12 protein-coding genes and 2 tRNA genes are annotated in these 17,342 nt (G+C 47.5%); 8 read left to right on the top strand and 6 right to left on the bottom strand.

The features are described 5' to 3' along the window. Positions 1-448: 448 nt before the first annotated feature. Positions 449-1,324 (top strand): carboxylating nicotinate-nucleotide diphosphorylase, encoded by an 876-nt coding sequence (nadC, locus tag ACR6Z4_RS18040; protein ID WP_479718687.1) that lies wholly within the window; start codon positions 449-451, stop codon positions 1,322-1,324. A gap of 101 nt (positions 1,325-1,425) precedes the next feature. Here nadC and ACR6Z4_RS18035 read toward each other — a convergent pair whose 3' ends face one another. Beyond that, positions 1,426-1,692: a YkgJ family cysteine cluster protein gene (locus ACR6Z4_RS18035; RefSeq protein WP_479718686.1), complete on the bottom strand. Its 267-nt coding sequence runs from the start codon at positions 1,690-1,692 to the stop codon at positions 1,426-1,428. A 4-nt stretch (positions 1,693-1,696) separates the two neighbouring features. Continuing rightward, positions 1,697-2,041, bottom strand: coding sequence for a DUF952 domain-containing protein (locus tag ACR6Z4_RS18030; protein WP_479718685.1), 345 nt, complete (start codon positions 2,039-2,041; stop codon positions 1,697-1,699). A 151-nt stretch (positions 2,042-2,192) separates the two neighbouring features. Between ACR6Z4_RS18030 and argS the strand changes: the two genes are divergently transcribed. From argS to ACR6Z4_RS18015, 3 genes are all read left to right on the top strand, one after another. Continuing rightward, positions 2,193-3,953, top strand: coding sequence for an arginine--tRNA ligase (gene argS / locus ACR6Z4_RS18025; RefSeq protein WP_479718684.1), 1,761 nt, complete (start codon positions 2,193-2,195; stop codon positions 3,951-3,953). Positions 3,954-4,693: 740 nt separating this feature from the next. Beyond that, positions 4,694-5,596, top strand: coding sequence for a heterocyst differentiation master regulator HetR (gene hetR, locus ACR6Z4_RS18020; RefSeq protein WP_479718683.1), 903 nt, complete (start codon positions 4,694-4,696; stop codon positions 5,594-5,596). Between the two features lie 66 nt (positions 5,597-5,662). After that, on the top strand, positions 5,663-6,862 hold the full coding sequence (locus tag ACR6Z4_RS18015; RefSeq protein ID WP_479718682.1) for a hypothetical protein: 1,200 nt from the start codon (positions 5,663-5,665) through the stop codon (positions 6,860-6,862). Between the two features lie 37 nt (positions 6,863-6,899). Here the strand turns inward: ACR6Z4_RS18015 and ACR6Z4_RS18010 are convergent, their stop codons facing one another. Further along, positions 6,900-7,283, bottom strand: coding sequence for a hypothetical protein (locus tag ACR6Z4_RS18010; protein ID WP_479718681.1), 384 nt, complete (start codon positions 7,281-7,283; stop codon positions 6,900-6,902). A gap of 196 nt (positions 7,284-7,479) precedes the next feature. Between ACR6Z4_RS18010 and ACR6Z4_RS18005 the strand changes: the two genes are divergently transcribed. From ACR6Z4_RS18005 to ACR6Z4_RS17995, 3 genes are all read left to right on the top strand, one after another. Next, a complete protein-coding gene (locus ACR6Z4_RS18005; protein WP_479718680.1) occupies positions 7,480-7,830 on the top strand; it encodes a DUF4870 domain-containing protein in 351 nt (116 codons plus the stop codon). 1,397 nt (positions 7,831-9,227) lie between these two features. Next, positions 9,228-12,380 carry a GAF domain-containing hybrid sensor histidine kinase/response regulator gene (locus ACR6Z4_RS18000; RefSeq protein ID WP_479718679.1) on the top strand — a complete coding sequence of 1,051 codons (3,153 nt, stop codon included), beginning with the start codon at positions 9,228-9,230 and terminating at the stop codon, positions 12,378-12,380. A gap of 26 nt (positions 12,381-12,406) precedes the next feature. Beyond that, the gene (locus tag ACR6Z4_RS17995; protein WP_479718678.1) at positions 12,407-13,705 is read left to right on the top strand and encodes a sensor histidine kinase; all 1,299 of its coding nucleotides are present in this window, start codon (positions 12,407-12,409) and stop codon (positions 13,703-13,705) included. Here ACR6Z4_RS17995 and ACR6Z4_RS17990 read toward each other — a convergent pair. From ACR6Z4_RS17990 to ACR6Z4_RS17980, 3 genes are all read right to left on the bottom strand, one after another. Further along, a tRNA-Thr gene (locus ACR6Z4_RS17990) sits at positions 13,705-13,776 on the bottom strand. The two genes, ACR6Z4_RS17995 and ACR6Z4_RS17990, sit on opposite strands and share 1 nt — an antisense overlap. Before the next feature lie 102 nt (positions 13,777-13,878). Continuing rightward, positions 13,879-13,960: transfer RNA gene (locus tag ACR6Z4_RS17985), tRNA-Tyr, on the bottom strand. 189 nt (positions 13,961-14,149) lie between these two features. After that, positions 14,150-15,277: a hemolysin family protein gene (locus ACR6Z4_RS17980; RefSeq protein ID WP_479718677.1), complete on the bottom strand. Its 1,128-nt coding sequence runs from the start codon at positions 15,275-15,277 to the stop codon at positions 14,150-14,152. A 405-nt stretch (positions 15,278-15,682) separates the two neighbouring features. Between ACR6Z4_RS17980 and ACR6Z4_RS17975 the strand changes: the two genes are divergently transcribed. Then, positions 15,683-17,335 (top strand): ABC1 kinase family protein, encoded by a 1,653-nt coding sequence (locus ACR6Z4_RS17975; protein ID WP_479718676.1) that lies wholly within the window; start codon positions 15,683-15,685, stop codon positions 17,333-17,335. Positions 17,336-17,342 lie beyond the last annotated feature (7 nt).

Genomic DNA, 17,342 nt, shown 5'->3' with positions numbered 1-17,342 from the left:
CCTGAAAAATTCTTTGGGAATACCAGAACCAAGGATTTATAAGGCTTTTCGGGCGATCGATAGCGGTCTGGAGACAGGTTTTCTTCCTCGATATGGGAATTTTGGCAAAAATATTTTCTCGATTTTCTCTGCCGACGCATTTCATCGTCGCTGTATTAGTCTTCACCAATAAACTTTAGGCGCTGACCCGTGCTTATTCCTTAGGGCTGCGCTTGAACCAATAGGATGCGGGTCAACTATTGATTGAGCGACTGTCTACGTTGCTATTGCGCATTGGCAATTCTAAGATTAACTACGCATATAGCCGTTCTTAATGAGCTGTAAGATAAGCGGGTTGTGGGAGGTGGACTCCTTGGGGTACGCCTCCCACAGTCCATTTGGGATTGCTATATAAAGCGATCGCGTTGAGTGATCCTGGTTTCCGTAGGTCAAGTCTTTAAAAAATGCTATGCGCGTTTCAACTGCCGTACTGCCCCCCTTGCTGGTACTCGACCAACTCTTGCAGAGGTGGTTATTGGAAGATATCGGGCGGGGCGATCGCACAACTCAGTCTCTCTTTCCGTCGGGTTCACCTGTTGGGCAGGCTGCCTGGATTGTTAAAGAGTCTGGAATCATTGCTGGACTGCCGATTGCCGCCCGAGTATTTAGGCTGCTAAATGAGCAGATGACCTTTACAGCGATGGTGGCGGAGGGTCAGTGGTGTGAACGGGGAGAAGCGATCGCTCAAATTCAAGGACCGTTGGATGCGCTCTTGACCGGAGAAAGAGTTGCATTAAATTTGGCGATGCGCCTGAGTGGGATAGCAACAGCAACCAACCACTATGTGGAGAAGATTGCCGATTTGCCTGCTCAACTGGTGGACACACGCAAGACAACACCCGGTTTACGGATCTTGGAAAAGTATGCAACCCAGGTGGGCGGGGCAGTCAACCATCGCATGGGTCTGGATGATGGTGTGATGATCAAAGATAACCATATTGCTGCCGCCGGGGGGATTGGTAAAGCGATCGCCCAAATTCGAGCGCGGATTCCGTACCCTCTGACCATTGAGGTGGAAACGGAACGTCTGGATCAGGTAATGGAAGCGCTAGAACACCATGCCGACATCATCATGCTGGACAATATGCCCACTGAGCTGATGCAACAGGCGGTTAACGTGATCCGAGATCAGAATGATCGGATCAAAATTGAAGCGTCGGGCAATATTACGTTGGAAACAATTCGAACTGTTGCAGAAACGGGAGTGGACTATATCTCTAGTAGTGCGCCGATTACGCGATCGCATTGGCTTGACCTGAGTATGCGAATGCAGAGTCAACTTTAGCGATCGCCTCAGGAGCGGGAGTGCTGATTTGGGCTATGAAATTTGATGGGAGTGCCGCGCTCTGCGCGGCACTCCCATCAAATTTCATTAATTTTGTGATCCTAAGACTTAGGATGTGGCGCTGTCAGTTGTTCGAGCATCGTCAGATAGGTCAGAGCAGCAGTAGCCGTTGCACCACACATTTCGTCAGATGCTAACAATTCTGTGCAGACGGCGGGTCGTTCAGGTTTACCAAACAGCTGACAGAGGTTGTCATCTGTTAATTGCACACAGCGAACTCCTGCGGGTTTGCCATTGGGCATCCCAGGAATCGGAGAAGAAATTGATGGGGCGATGCAACATGCTCCACACCCGAGTCTGCATTGCATAACGTCAGTCTGTTCGCAAATCGGCAGGAATGATAAATGTGCCATCACTGAGCGGCGGGAACTTGACAACTTGGATGACGGCGTCGAGGTTGAGCAATCCATAAATGTGAGGAAACTTTTCTCCGGTTTCGTAACAGTCCTCATAGATCACGGGCGATCGCACTTTTTGGGAATCGATCGCTAAAAGCAGCAAATTTTGCTGCCCCCGGTACAAGGAATTAGCCGGCCCCAAAATCTGAGCCAGGGTTGAGCAATGAATAAACCCTTCTATTTCTAGACTGGGGCACTGGTAATGACCTGCCGATAAAGCCGTCTGCCAGGTTGTCAGATCTGTGATGTGGAGAAGCATTTTGGGTCAATCGCTACCGTTGGAGCAAGCGTTTATAATCACAAAGTATTTCTTTCATGTCATACCATTCTTTTGAGACAGGCAGCCATCGAAAAAGGCATGCTATCCATCGTCATCCATTTCAAGTTCACTATTCAGCGCTCACGACTTTATGAACTCTACGATCGCTCAACTCAAATCTCGTTTTAACCAGGCATTGGTTGCCGCGTTTGGAGAGGACTTAGCAGGAACCGATCCGATACTCGTTCCTGCCAGCAATCCTAAATTTGGCGATTATCAATCTAACGCCGCTCTATCACTGGCAAAACGATTGGGACAAGCACCCAGGGCGATCGCTGAGCAAATTGTGCAGCAGTTGCAAGTCAGCGATTTTTGCGAAACACCCACGGTTGCAGGCCCAGGATTTATTAACTTTGCCCTGAAAACTAGCTATTTGGAAGCCCAACTCAAAGCCATACAGACCGATCCGCGACTGGGTGTAGAACCGATTCGTCAGGGTAAACGGGCGATCGTGGATTATCCCAGCCCCAACATTGCCAAAGAAATGCACGTTGGACATCTGCGCCCCTCGGTAATTGGGGACTGTCTTGCCCGCATCTTAGAATTTCTAGGGTATGACTTACTCCGCATTAGCCATTTAGGAGACTGGGGCACCCCTTTTGGCATGTTGATTGCTTACTTACGCGAGGCATATCCAGACGCATTAAAATCTCAAGCTGATCTGGACTTGGGGGATCTGGCAAGTTTTTATCGAGCAGCTAAAAAACGGTTTGATGAAGATGAAACCTTTCAAGATAACGCTCGCCTCGCCGTCGTAGCATTGCAGGCAGGCGATGCAGAAACCCTACAAGCCTGGAAAATTGTTTGTGAACTGTCGAACCGTACCAACCAGAAAATTTTTGATGTCATGGGACTTTCGCCGCTGATTTTACGGGGCGAGTCGTTTTATAACCCATTTTTAGCCGATGTGATTCAAGAACTCGATCGGTTAGGCTTACTAGTCGAAGACCAGGGAGCAAAATGCGTCTTTCTGGAAGGGTTTATGAATAAAGAGGGTCAGCCGCTGCCCCTGATTGTGCAGAAATCGGGAGGTGGATATAACTATGCCACCACCGATCTGGCTGCGATTCGCTATCGCGTTAATGTAGACAAAGTGCAGCGGGTCGTCTATCCAGTCGGGGCAGAACAGTCGAACCATTTCGCCCAAATTTTTCAGGTGGGCAAACGGGCAGGCTGGATCACGGATGAGTTGGAATTTGTCCATGCGCCCTTGGGAAGCGTCTTAGGCGAAGATGGCAAGAAACTCAAAAGTCGATCAGGAGATGCGGCACGGTTGCAAGATCTTTTAGAAGAGGCGATCGCGTATGCTCGTCGAGACCTAGAAACTCGATTAGCAGCGGAAGGACGACAGGAAAGCGAAGACTTTATTGCTCATAGCGCTCAGGTTGTCGGCATCAGTGCCATCAAATATGCCGATCTCAGCCAAAATCGCACCAGTAACTATATTTTTAGCTACAACAAAATGCTGGCACTCCAGGGGAACACCGCACCCTATATGCTCTATGCCTATGTGCGAATTCAGGGGATCAGCCGTAAAGGAACTATTGACTTCGACGCCTTAGGAGCAAACAGCCCAATTTTATTGAAAGAAGAAACCGAATTAGCCCTGGCAAAGCATATTTTGCAACTGGATGAAGCGTTATTGGCGATCGATACGGACTTACTGCCCAATCGTCTCTGCCAATATTTATTTGAACTGAGTCAGAAATTCAACCAGTTTTACGATCGCTGTCCTGTGCTGCAAGCAGAAGAACCGATGAGAACATCCAGGTTGATCCTCTGCGATGTGACTGCCCGAACCATCAAACTGGGACTATCTCTCTTAGGAATTCCAGTGTTGGAGCGCATGTAAGCAAAAATCTTCCGGATCACGGACACTATAAAACCCAATTTTTTTGAGAGGACGGTGGCTGCGCTACCGTCCTCTCAAAAAAAATTGGGTTCAAATCCACAATTCCAATTAAACAATATGTGGCGCTGAGTGCCTTACACTGTTTGATGTTGGAAATTTTATATTGACAGAATAATGGGTATTGCTAACGCATTCTCAGCTCTAGCAACGCCGAGTTTTTCCTGATTGAGGTCTGAGAGTTCGTAATCAGTGAATAGCAGTCTGATTTATGGAACTCTCCCATGTCAATTTCAATCTCGGTTCTTTCGACCAGTCTACTTTTAGCTTTAATTGCCATTACCAGCCAAAGAAGTAGTTGCTTTTCTTACAATCCTCTCTCATCTTATCTTCTTCAAGACCGTTCTAGTGGCAGAACCACACAAAATAGCCCAGATTCTTCGTTTTTTCATAGAGGTAGCGGACGCAGCGAACCGTCGAACTGCTCTTCGTCAGCTTCCAGCTAGACATCTGTAACAAGAGCCCAAACCCTTGCTGTATTTTATACTTGGCGTGGGTAAGTTAAAGGTAGAAAGCAGAATTATGACCGAGAGAATGCATTACTGAGAGAAAGTTGCCCCCCAGTGCATCAAGATGCACTAAGCTAGTGAGTACATTACTATGGTTGAGACTACCAGACTGGCTGATAGGGCTGCATCTCATAACATCGAACATTATTTCCATCCCGCGCTATTGTTTTCAAAATGACCAAAGACGTCGATCTGATCAAAAGCCTTAGTCCCAGTTCAATGGATCAGATCATGCTCTATCTGGCTTTCAGTGCTATGCGCACGAGTGGCCATCGTCATGGCGCTTTCTTAGATGCGGCAGCCACGGCGGCGAAGTGTGCGATTTACATGACCTATTTAGAGCAGGATCAAAATCTGCGGATGACGGGTCACCTCCACCATATTGAACCGAAGCGGGTGAAGGTGATTGTCGAAGAAGTCCGGCAGGCATTGACTGAGGGAAAGCTGCTGAAAATGCTAGGCTCACAGGAGCCTCGCTATCTCATCCAACTGCCTTATGTTTGGATGGAGCAATACCCTTGGATGCCCGGGCGATCGCGGATTTCTGGCACAAGCCTGACCCTAGATGAAAAGCGCCAAATTGAAGAGAAGCTGCCCAGCAACTTGCCAGATGCCCAGCTGATTAATGCATTTCAGTTCATGGACATCATTGAATTTCTTCATAGCCGATCGCAAGAAGATTTGCCCGAAAATCGGCGTACTCCGCTGAGCGAAGCCCTAGCCGAACATATCAAACGCCGCCTGATTTATTCGGGCACTGTCACCCGCATCGAATCTCCGTGGGGAATGCCGTTTTATGCGCTGACCCGTGCTTCTTATTCGCCTGCTGATGACGAAGAACGGGGCTACATCATGATCGAAGATACGGCTCGGTACTTCGGATTGATGAAAGATTGGGCAGATCGCCATCCTAAAGTCGTTCGCATTTTAGAAGAACTTGACATTCCACCGGAACGCATTGATCGAGCGCTAGAAGAATTGGATGAAGTCATTCGAGCCTGGGCAGATCGATATCACGCGACCGGCGGGGTTGCCTTTATTTTGCAAATGGCGGTAGGACCGAAAGAAGAATTGTAGATACGTCAGGTGAGCAGCGCAATTCAGCTAGGGCTTTTGTTATCGTCCACGATCCTATGGGAGCCGATGCCTGTTCCTGCGGATCAGAATTTATCCATGGGGCGATCGCCTTTTCATGTCCAGGACGTTGCGATCGCCAGTATTTCGGCGTCTGATTTTCCGCATCCTGATCCCACTGCTTTCTTCCCTGACTACCCCAGCTTCAATAGCCAACGGCTCGATCAACAACTAGTCCTATATAGCCGATATTTAGCAACGGTGGGTCGCCCTGATGTGTTGATTGTCGGGAGTTCGCGATCGCTTCAGGGCATTGATCCCACTGCGTTACAAGCAGCACTCGCGGCTCAGGGTTATCCAGCTCTAACTATCTATAATTTTGGCGTGAATGGTGCGACCGCTCAGGTCGTCGATTTGATCCTGCGCCGCATTCTCACCGCCGATCAATTACCACGATTGATCATCTGGGCAGATGGTTCGCGTGCTTTTAATAGTGGTCGGCAGGATCTTACCTACAACGGCATTGTGGCATCCGAGGGCTATCGCAGCCTCAATCGTGGCGATCGCCCGATCCCCACCCTCAGCCAACCAACTATTCCAACAGACGAGCTTTGCCTCGACTTGCCCAGGCACCGTATCCTCAACGCCAGTGGAACACATTCCCTACAATCCAACCCTGAACTGGCAAGCATTAATATCGAATTTGCCGATCCCGCCTTGGCGCTACGACCGCCTCATCGCGATTGCGATCTAGCAGAACCAATGCCCAGCGAATCGTTTGCAAACCAGTATCGCTCCACACCCCACGTCTACATCAACCAACCATCGGGTAGTAGCGAGTTAGACGCCACTGGATTTCAGCCCGTCTCTACAGAATTTAATCCAGCAACCTATTACCGCCAATATCCCAGAGTTGCGGGACAGTACGATTCTAGCTATGTCCCTTTTCGCTTAAACGGAGAACAAAATACAGCCGCGATCGCCTTGAGTCGTTACATCAAACATCACCAGATTCCGCTTGTATTCGTCAACCTGCCGTTATCGCACGATTATTTAGACCCTGTACGTCAACAGTATGAACGGCAATTTCAAGACTATATGCAGCAGTTGGCAGCACAAGAAGGGTTTATGTTTCGCAACTTAATGGGCGAGATGGCAAGCCAAAATCATTATTTTGCCGACCCCAGCCATCTCAACCGCTATGGTGCCGAGGCGATCGCCCGAGAGATTGCCATCGATCCAGAAATTCCCTGGGAAATGTTTAGGTGATCGAGAGCTTGGATCTGTGGCGCTACGCCTGAGCATCCTAAGGCTCTTGACCATCGCGACGCCCTAATTCATAAACCCCAGCCCCAATACACGCCAAAAGTCCTGTGCTAATTGCCCAACTCTGACCCAACCCATATTCGACGCCGTAGTTACACAAACCGCCCACTAAGAAAAACGGGACGGTACTCATCAGCGACGCATAGAAAGCATTCATCGACTCTCGGGCTTGACGAGTCCGTTCAAATTCTTCAGCCGAGGTGTAGAGGCTACGTTCTGCAAAATTGAGCCAACGGTTGATTTGGAGCATCACCCAATCGCTCACGGGTGAGAACCCCAAATAGAGCGCTAATGACCAGAGGGCAACTCCTGCCAGAGTTGCCGCATTAAAGCTAATTTGAAAAGGAAAAATATCAGTCAGCATGAGTCAGCCGATGTCTCAAAAATCGAGCAGTTTAAGGGAACGGTCAATTAGTTAAATTAAGCTTAATTGATTTTAATAGTTCTCAAAATTTTCTTTACGGATATCTTTACCCACGAGGACGGACACTTCGTTTATCGTAGGGCGATATGATCAAAGGAATGTTCAGGCTTTCCAGAGTGTTGAGAAGGATATAGCGATGCAGACTCCTGAAACCTATGACTTCGACAAGCGCAAACTTCTCTCGGCGCTATGTCACGGTTCGATCTTTTTTAGTACGACGATTTTGGCGATCGGGATTCCCATTGCGATTTCAGCTATTTCCGATGATCCGGTCGTCAAGGACAACGCCAAGGAAGCTGTCAATTTTCACTTTAATGTTTGGGTTTGGGGGATCGTTATTGCGATTCTCTGCTTCTTGTTGGTGGGCTGGCTATTGGTGCCGATTGGCTATGCCCTGCACTGGGGGCTGACAATCTGGGCGATCGTCCATTGCCTGGGTAATGCCGCCCAACCCTTCCGCTATCCTTTTATCTTTCGTCTGCTATAGCTATAGCAATCCCATTAGATTCGTGAAAATGAGTCGTTGCGAAAGCGCCCGCCCTTCGGGCGGGCGCTTTCACAACGGCTTTGGGATCGCTATATACGTCATCGAGTTAGCAGAGAAATTGGTTAAAAGCCGTACTTCGTGTAGCCTTCAACCAATTTCCTACCCGGTGTCAAAGGCATAGCCCTGTATGGGGAAAAGGATTGAGTAGTGATATTGAGGTAATGATGTTTTGTGGCGCGAGCGTCGCCCGCGCCACAAAACATCATCACTTTTTTAGGACTACCTAAGGCGTGTTTTAAAACTCGCTAAATCGATGATGGATCAGATGCAAGTACTCAGGTATCGATCTTTACACCCTACGGACGTTTGTAATAAAACAGGTATAGCAACTTCCAATTATGTGACGCACACAACGTTGTGTGAGGGTCGCGCGGAGGGTAGTTCTTACACAGCAACCAGAATAATATCCAGGCGCAACGCACTATATTATGTGATCCCCAAAACAGCGGAATTGTTCAGTTGTGTTATTTTTAAGAAATATTATCTGGATGAATCTGTCGCAATTATTCGGAGCATCACAGAGGGTGCATAAATTCTGATCAAAATAAAAAATCAGACGCACAACTTCAAAGGATATTTTTTGATTTCAAACGCAGACTTGCCCCGCCAATGTCTCATTCTCCTGAGAAATGAGCTTAAGAATCACGAATTAATTAACCTGTAAGTCTTTTCAAGCGATCGCTCGAAAAGACTCAGGTTTTATTGAAACCCTATGCCTAAGAAAGACGTAGGGGGCTTCACCCCACTAAAGGCTGCACTCCCTTGCCTCCTTTTAGGTTACTCATTAGGTTACTCAACCTTAAAACGCAGCGATTTAGAAATGGGTGAGGTTCTGGATCTGTGAGTCATGGTTTGGCAAGGCTTGCGGAGCGAGCCTTGCCAAACCATGACTACCTAATTTGCAGCACTACCTGGAAATGAACCTGACGGGATGAACCTTCTGTGTGAAATAACAACCACAGCGGTTGTCTTAGTTACTTGCTATTTCCTTCGCAGGATTCCATCTCCTTATCTTCCCTAGCGTTGCAAACACGAAATTTTGCAACATGGGGGTTTGGGGGCTGCGCCCCCAAGAGGGGGTAAAACCCCCTCCACCCCCTCTAAAACTTTTCAGTTGGTGTACTGGGGTGCTTGAGTAATTTTTGTCTAAGTATTTACCAAACAGTTACAGATCATGAAGTGATAAAAATCTCTCAATAAAATTTCATTCCATCTACCATCCAGATGCTTACATTAGGTGCATCAATTAATTTGTAAGATCAAGCGCTGACGCGATCGCCATTGACCTAATTCTGACGTGCAGCCATACTCGCTATTTGAAATTTATTTAAACTCCTATGCTGGAACTAATTCATCAATTGGTTTCGCCTAAGTCTTACATTCCCCACGGACATTGCTATTTGTGGCAGACTCCCCTGGTCCTACTGCATGTAGTCAGTGATGCATTAGTGGCGATCGCTTACTTTTCGATTCCTGTGATGCTGATCTATTTCGTTCGCAAGCGCGACGACCTGCCCTTTTCCAATATCTTTATGATGTTTGGTGCCTTTATTATCCTCTGTGGTACAGGTCACCTGCTGGATATTTGGACTCTCTGGCATCCTGCGTATTGGCTATCGGGCATCGAACGAGCTATTACTGCTCTCGTTTCTTGTTACACAGCCCTGCGATTGGTGGAACTATTACCCCAGTTTTTATCATTACAAAGTCCAAAACAACTGGAAACCATCAATCAAGAACTGGAAACTCAAATTGCCGAACGCAACCGCGCAGAAGCAACCCTGCGGCATATTGTAGCGGGCACCGCCTCAGCGATCGGTGGAGAATTTTTCTCGGCGCTTGTCAGAGATCTGGCAACCGCCTTGAATATGCCCTATGTCATGGTGTCTGAAGCGTTAGATCAGCCTCCCCACACCTTTAAATCCCTCGGGTTTTGGTGTATCGATCATCTGGCAGACAGCAGCATGTTTGATGCAGAGGGCTTACCTTGCGGGGTCGTCGCAGACCGCAAACAACTTTGTCATTTTGCCGATCGCCTGCAACACCTGTTTCCCAACAATGATCTTCTCGCTCAATTGCAAGCAACGAGTTATGTTGGTGTACCGCTATTTGGGCAAGATCAAACTGTCATTGGCACCCTCTGCATTCTAGATACCAAGCCTCTGCCCGAGGATGAAAATATTACAGCCATCATGACGGTGTTTGCAGCCCGAGCCTCCGCAGAACTACAACGAAAATGGGCAGAGGAAGCAAAAAGTCGTGCCTACGATGACCTCGAATTTCGGGTACAAGAACGCACTACTGAATTAGTACAAACCAACACCACCCTGGCAACCGAAATTCAAGAACGGATCACGACGCAAGCCAAGTTACAACAAGTCGTTGAGCGCGAGCGGGCGATTACTCGCATCATTCAGCGGATACGCCAGAGCCTGAACTTAGATGTCATTTTTAGTACTGCCACCGATGAGTTAAGGCAAGCCATCCAATGCGATCGCGCTTTGATCTACCGTTTTAATGACGACTGGAGCGGCAAAGTTGTTGCAGAATCTAGTGGTGCAGACTGGAATGCCATCATCCCCATGCAAGCCAACCAACCAACGCTCTCTCAAATCACTGTTGACCAGGCCGACTGCATCGTCAAGCGCATGGATGGCTCGGAAGTCATTATTCGCGATACCTATTTACAAGAGCAAGGGGGTGGCATCTATCAAAACACAAACAGCTATTGCTGTGTTACAGATATTTATGCCGCTGGGTTCACACCCTGTTATATCGAGTTGCTTGAGTCGCTTCAAGCCCGTGCTTACGTCATCGTTCCCATTTTTTGTGGGCGGCAACTCTGGGGGTTACTGGCTACCTATCAAAACTCTGACACCCGCCAATGGCAAGATGCCGAGATTCAAATGGTCTCCCAAATTGGTAGTCAGCTAGGGGTTGCCGTCCAACAAGCCGAACTGTTTGCCCAGACTCAAAAACAAGCAGACGAACTCAAACAAGCCAAAGAATCGGCAGATGCAGCAAATCGATCGAAGAGCGAGTTTCTGGCAAACATGAGCCACGAACTGCGAACCCCGCTCAACATTATTTTGGGACTCACCCAACTACTCAACACCGATCCTAGCCTCAACCAGACCCATCAACGCGATCTAGAAACGATTGAAAACAGTGGCGAACACTTATTGATGCTCATCAACGATGTCTTGGAGATGTCCAAAATTGAAGCGGGACGACTCGCTTTTCACGAAGACACCTTTAATCTCCATGATTTTTTGAAGCGCCTGGGCGAGATGTTTCGCTTCAAAGCGAATTCTAAAGATCTGCAATTTGCGATCGAATATAGTTCTGATCTGCCCAAATTTATCCAAACTGACGAAAGCAAACTTAGCCAAATTTTGGTGAATTTGATTGGTAACGCCATCAAATTCACCCAGCACGGTAGCGTCACCTTACGCGTTTGGCATCAGGCGATGGATCGACCCGATACCACGGTGTCGATGCCAACAACCAGCTTATATTTTGAGGTCGAAGACACAGGTCCCGGCATTGTGGCGGACGAGTTAACGTATTTGTTTAAGCCATTTCAACAAACCCAAACGGGGTTGAAGTCATTTGAGGGCACGGGCTTAGGCTTAGCCATTAGCCAAAAATATGCACACCTGTTGGATGGAGAGATTACAGTAACCAGCCAACCCAATCAGGGAAGTGTGTTCACCCTTCATATCCAAGTCCAGCAAGTGTTCGATTGGAAAACTCAACCGCATCATTCGATTTACCAGCCAGGAGAGGTGTTGGGACTGGTTCCTGGACAACCCACGTATCGCATTCTGATTGTTGAAGATAACCCGATTAATCGAATGCTGCTGGTTAAGCTGCTGGATCTAGACGGCATCGAACTGGCAGAAGCAGAAAATGGGCAAGACGCGATCGCCCTTTGGCAAACCTGGCATCCCCATCTGATTTTTATGGATATGCGGATGCCTGTAATGAATGGGTATGATGCGACTCGGCAAATTCGCTTAAAAGAACAACAGGCGATCGCACAGTGCGAAGCATACCAGCCAACAAAAATTATTGCCCTGACAGCCAGTGCCTTTGCCGAACAACGTCAAGAAATTTTATCGACGGGATGTGATGACTTTATCAGCAAACCTTTTAGAAGGGATGAGCTATTCGAAAAAATTGCTAAGCATATCGATGTGCAATACACCTATAAAGACCTGCTGGAGCAACCACCCCAATCTCCATCCTCACTGACCGAAAAAAAATCATTGCAAGAACTCCACAATGCTGCCTTAAAAACGATGCCCCAACACTGGATACAGCATCTTCACCAAGCTGCCTCGCAATGCAATGACATCTGGATTCAACAATTAATTACCGAAATTCCACACGAACACACAACGTTTTCTAAACGCCTCGCCACATGGGCTGAAGAATTTCAATTCGACAAAATTACAGCCCTGACCACCAGCCTACAAAATCATTAACAAGCACTGCATTAACGCAGCTAAACATGGGAACACCACTCGTAAAAAACTCAAAATCAGACATTCTCATCGTTGATGATGTCCCTGACAATATCCGATTTCTATCCAACTTTTTAATTGACCAAGGATACTATATTCGCAAAGCCATCAGCGGCAAAATGGCGTTAGGCGCGATTCAAGCACTCATACCTGACTTGATTCTGTTAGATATCAACATGACTGATATGAGTGGGTATGAAGTTTGCAGTCAGATCAAAGCTAATCCGGCAACTCATTCTATTCCTATTATTTTTCTCAGTGCTGGCAACGAAATTATTGATAAGGTGAAAGCCTTTGAAGTCGGGGGAGTAGACTACATTACAAAACCATTTCAACTCGAAGAAGTTCTCATTAGAATTCAAACTCAACTCACCATTCGAAACTTACAAAACGAAGTAGAAGAACGCAATCTACAACTAGAAGATGCCTTAAGCAGCTTGAAAACTGCACAAGCCCATCTAGTGCAACAAGAAAAAATGGCAACCCTGAAAAAAGTGGTGGCAGGTGTTGCCCATGAAATCAACAATCCCCTGAGTTTTATCTTAGGCAACACAGAACCTGCCCGCCAATATATTACTTATCTATTCAAGCTGATCGACCATTATCAACAAGCTCTACCTCAGACACCTCCGCCTGAAATTCAAGCACTATTAAACGAAGCGGATTTAGAGTTTGTCGTTGCAGATTTAGATAACCTGATGCAATCGATGAAAAAGGGTGCTGCCCGGATTCATTCTGTTATTTCAGCTCTCAAAAATTTTACTCATCTAGACGAAGCGGGCATTAAACAAACTCATATTCAAAATAATATTGAACATACCTTAACCCTGCTGCAATATCGACTGGAATCTAAGCAGAACCCTGTCATCATTCACGTTCAAAAAGAATATGCTGATTTACCCTGTATCAATTGCTATGCCGATCAATTTAACCAGGCTATTTTTAACTTGATTTCTAATGCCATCGATGCGGTAGAAACCAAACTGCATCACAGTGATGCTCAATACACCAACCCGCAAATTTTCGTTAGCACTCAGCTAACCGCAGAGCAGACCATTTTAATTCAGATTAAAGATAACGGCATTGGCATTTCTGAAGCCAACCAAGATCGTCTGTTTGAACCCTTTTTTACGACCAAACCCGCCGGACAGGGCGTTGGCTTAGGGTTAGTCACCTGCCGCAGAATTATCGAAGAAATGCATCAGGGTAAACTTTCTTACCATTCCGTGTGGAGCGAAGGTACGGAATTTTCAATCGAGCTTCCGATGACGCTTGCAGTAGCCTAAGCCCGTGACGAGGATTGAACTCGTGACCTCACCCTTACCAAGGGTGTGCTCTACCACTGAGCTACACGGGCAATTTTTTAGATAGTTCGTAATTCACAATTCGTAGCTCGTAATTAAAACCTGCAACAGATAACTACGAACTACGAACTATAGATTACGAACTACGTCGTGGATGGGCCGGGCTAGATTCGAACTAGCGTAGGCGTAGCCAGCGGATTTACAGTCCGCCCCCATTAACCACTCGGGCACCGACCCGCTTCACCCACGGATAATGATAGTAGCATACTCTGTTGCTCACTAACGCAATTTTTAAAGAGTGAATTTTTTTGTAGTCCTAAAAAAGTAATGATTGTTCGTGGCGCGGGCGTCGCTCGTGCCGCGAACAATCATTACATGAATACCACTACCAATTTTTTTGACGTGGTTGAGCGAGAAAACCAGGGGTTAATTTCGACCGCTAGTGAAGTTCCCCCCTCGCCCCAGGGGTCGCAAACCGCTGCGGTTGCCCTGCCAGTTCGCGCCGATGCGAGACGGAAAGTCGCTCTCGTCATAGATTTCGCCGACCAGTTCTTCCAAAATGTCTTCTAGGGTAATCAGCCCTACGGTACCGCCATATTCATCAACCACGATCGCGATGTGCAACCGTTGTTGCAGCATTTCCTTCAGTAAATCTGCAACTCGCTTAAATTCGGGGACGTAGACGGGCGGATCCATCGCCTGGGTCACGCAGGGAGCGTCTGTCTGCTCATCAGGGTTAGGATTTCTGAGGACTTGCAAGGCTCGTTTGAGATGAATAATGCCGACAATCTGATCTTTGGATTCTTCTTGCACCGGAATGCGAGAATACCCCGTTTCCAGGCAGAGATTGACAAAATCTTGCAGGTTGGCGGTATGGGAAATGGTGCGCATGTCAATGCGGGGTTTGACCACATCACGGGCAGTCAGTCGGTCCAGGGTCAGTGCTTTGTTAAGTAATTGCCGTTTGTCTAAGTCAAGTTGTCCTTTGCCGCTAAGGATTTCGATCATCAATTGCAAGTCGCGGACGGATTCCCCTTGTTGCACGACATTGCCCTGAAACAGTCGAATGGCAGACTGGGCGATCGCCTCTAAGGCATAGGTAATACCTGTAAACGACAACAGTCGCGACAACCAGTAAATGGGACGAACCACCAGCTTAAAAATGGGCAATACATTGTTGATTGCCAACGATTTGGGTGTGATTTCACCAAAGATTAAAACCAGCAGCGTTACAACGGCAGTGGCAATTCCCACAGAGGCAGTACCAAACCAAACGGCAAACAGGTTACTGGTTAAAATTGCCGAAAAGTTATTGACGAGATTATTGCCAATCAGCAGCGTTGTAATAAACCGGGCACGTTTTTCTAAAACTAGTGTAAAAATTCCACTGGGATCTCCTTGGTCTTTGATCAGAGATCGGAGTTTGAGGTTGTCGAGGGCTGTAATGGCAGTTTCTGAGCCAGAGAACACAGCCGAAAGCGCCAGCATTGAGATCAACACCAAAATATCGAGCCGGATGTCTCCCAGCAAAGGGGTCAGTTGGGCGATCGCCATTGGATATAAGGAAATTAAGGATAAAAATTATGGGTTATTGCCATGAGTATGACCAACGCTAAATTGTGCAACCTGGGAATTTAACGGTTTGATCACAAGTTTAGATTTAACAACTCATTTGAGATAATACTCCCCTCTTGGGAGTGAGACCGTCATCAGAGAATCGGTACTCTGTTTTATACCGCTTTATTTTTGGAACGGAGGAGGTCTTTCAGACCTCCTCCGTTCCAAAAATAAAGCAGCATTCATGCCATGATTTTTTGTGACGCGGGCGACGCCCATGCCACAAAAAATCATGACGTTTCTGGAACTATCCCAAAATAGATAGGGTTCATACACTTCGTTAGATTAACTGCTAGCGTTGAGTAATTAGGCTGTTGCGCAACTACCCAACATACGCTGCCCATGCTTTCAAATCTCGTTCAGACCAGTTCCCGGCAAGGCGAAATCGCAGAAGTCGTACTACGTAATGGCTGGGATTATATGCGGGGGTTATTGACCGGAGGCAAAGCCAGTGAGCCTAAACTGCCGACCCCCGACGTGTTACGCAAGATTTTGGTGGAATTGGGTCCGGTTTATGTCAAATTAGGACAGCTTTTAAGCACTCGCCCTGACCTGCTGCCACCCCGATACATTGAAGCACTCAGCACCTTACAAGCCAACGTGCCGCCAGTTGATTGGGTCGAAATTGAGCGGGCAATGCAGCAGCAACTGCACCGTCCCCTGGATGAACTATTTGCCACAATCAATCCTCAACCTGTGGCAGCGGGATCGATCGCCCAAATTCACCGCGCCACATTGCAAGATGGGCAGGAAGTAGCGCTTAAGATTCAGCGTCCGGGGCTAGAGATCGTCGTCGAGCAAGATATTAAGCTGATTCAGCTCGTGGCAGGTCTGGTCGCCCAGACAGACTTCGGGCAATACTATGACACGGTAGCTCTGGCAGATGAGTTTGCCTCCTCTCTGCGGGCTGAACTCGACTTTACCAAAGAGGCAGAATATACCGAGCAACTGCGCACCAACTTAAAGACCAGTCGGTGGTTTGATCCGCATGCTCTGGTAATTCCAGAAATCAACTGGGAGTTGACCAGCAATAAGCTATTGGTGATGCAGTGGCTGGAAGGTGAACCGTTGTTGACAGCGCGGTTCAAAACCACGGATAGCAGTGGATCGGCGATCGCAGAACGAAAAGCGATCGCCCAACTGTTGCTCCAGGCTTTCTTTCAACAAATTTGCTTGGATGGCTTTTTTCATGCCGATCCCCATCCCGGCAATCTGTTTTATTTAGAGGATGGGCGGGTTGCCTTGCTGGATTGCGGCATGGTGGGACGGCTCGATCCCCGAACCCAAGAAATTTTATTAGAATTAATTTTGGGAATCGTCAGTTTAGATGCCCAACGCTGTGCCCAACTCACCCTACAACTGGCTCCTCCGCCGCACCCCATCAATCTGATTCAACTGCAAAATGACTTTGACCGATTGCTGCGGCAGTATTACAGCGTACGGCTATCGGAGTTGAACTTTAGCCAATTGTTTTATCAAGTCCTGCAAGCCGCCCGAGATAACAAAATTCGCATCCCCGGAACGTTGGGCTTGTGTGCTAAAGCGATCGCCAATTTAGAAGGCGTTGCCCGATCTTTAGATCCGGACTTTAATTTTCCCGATCAAGTGCGACCGCTAATGAGCGATCTGTTTCAGCGACAACTGACCGGAAATGCTCCATTACCAACCATTTTGAGAACATTACTGGATCTAAAAAGCCTGACGCTGCAATCGCCTCGCCATGTCGAGTTGCTCTTGGATCGGGTGACATCCGAAACGTTGCAATGGAACCTGAACCTACGCGGATTGGATGCCGTCCGCCGCACCATCGACTCGGCAGCAAATCGACTATCGTTTAGTATTGTCGTCGGGTCATTGATTATGGGAGCAGCGATCGTGTCATCCAATGCCCCGATTAATCGGGTGTTTTGGTTAAGTGAAGCACTCTTTGCCGTCGCCAGCTTTCTTGGACTTTGGTTAATTGTCAGCATCCTCCGTTCAGGACGGCTGAAGTAACTCTAAA

This window comes from Calyptranema fuscum S582, assembly GCF_055793305.1.
The sequence above is the reverse complement of the archived record's forward strand: the minus strand, read 5'-3'. Positions and strand labels throughout refer to the sequence as shown.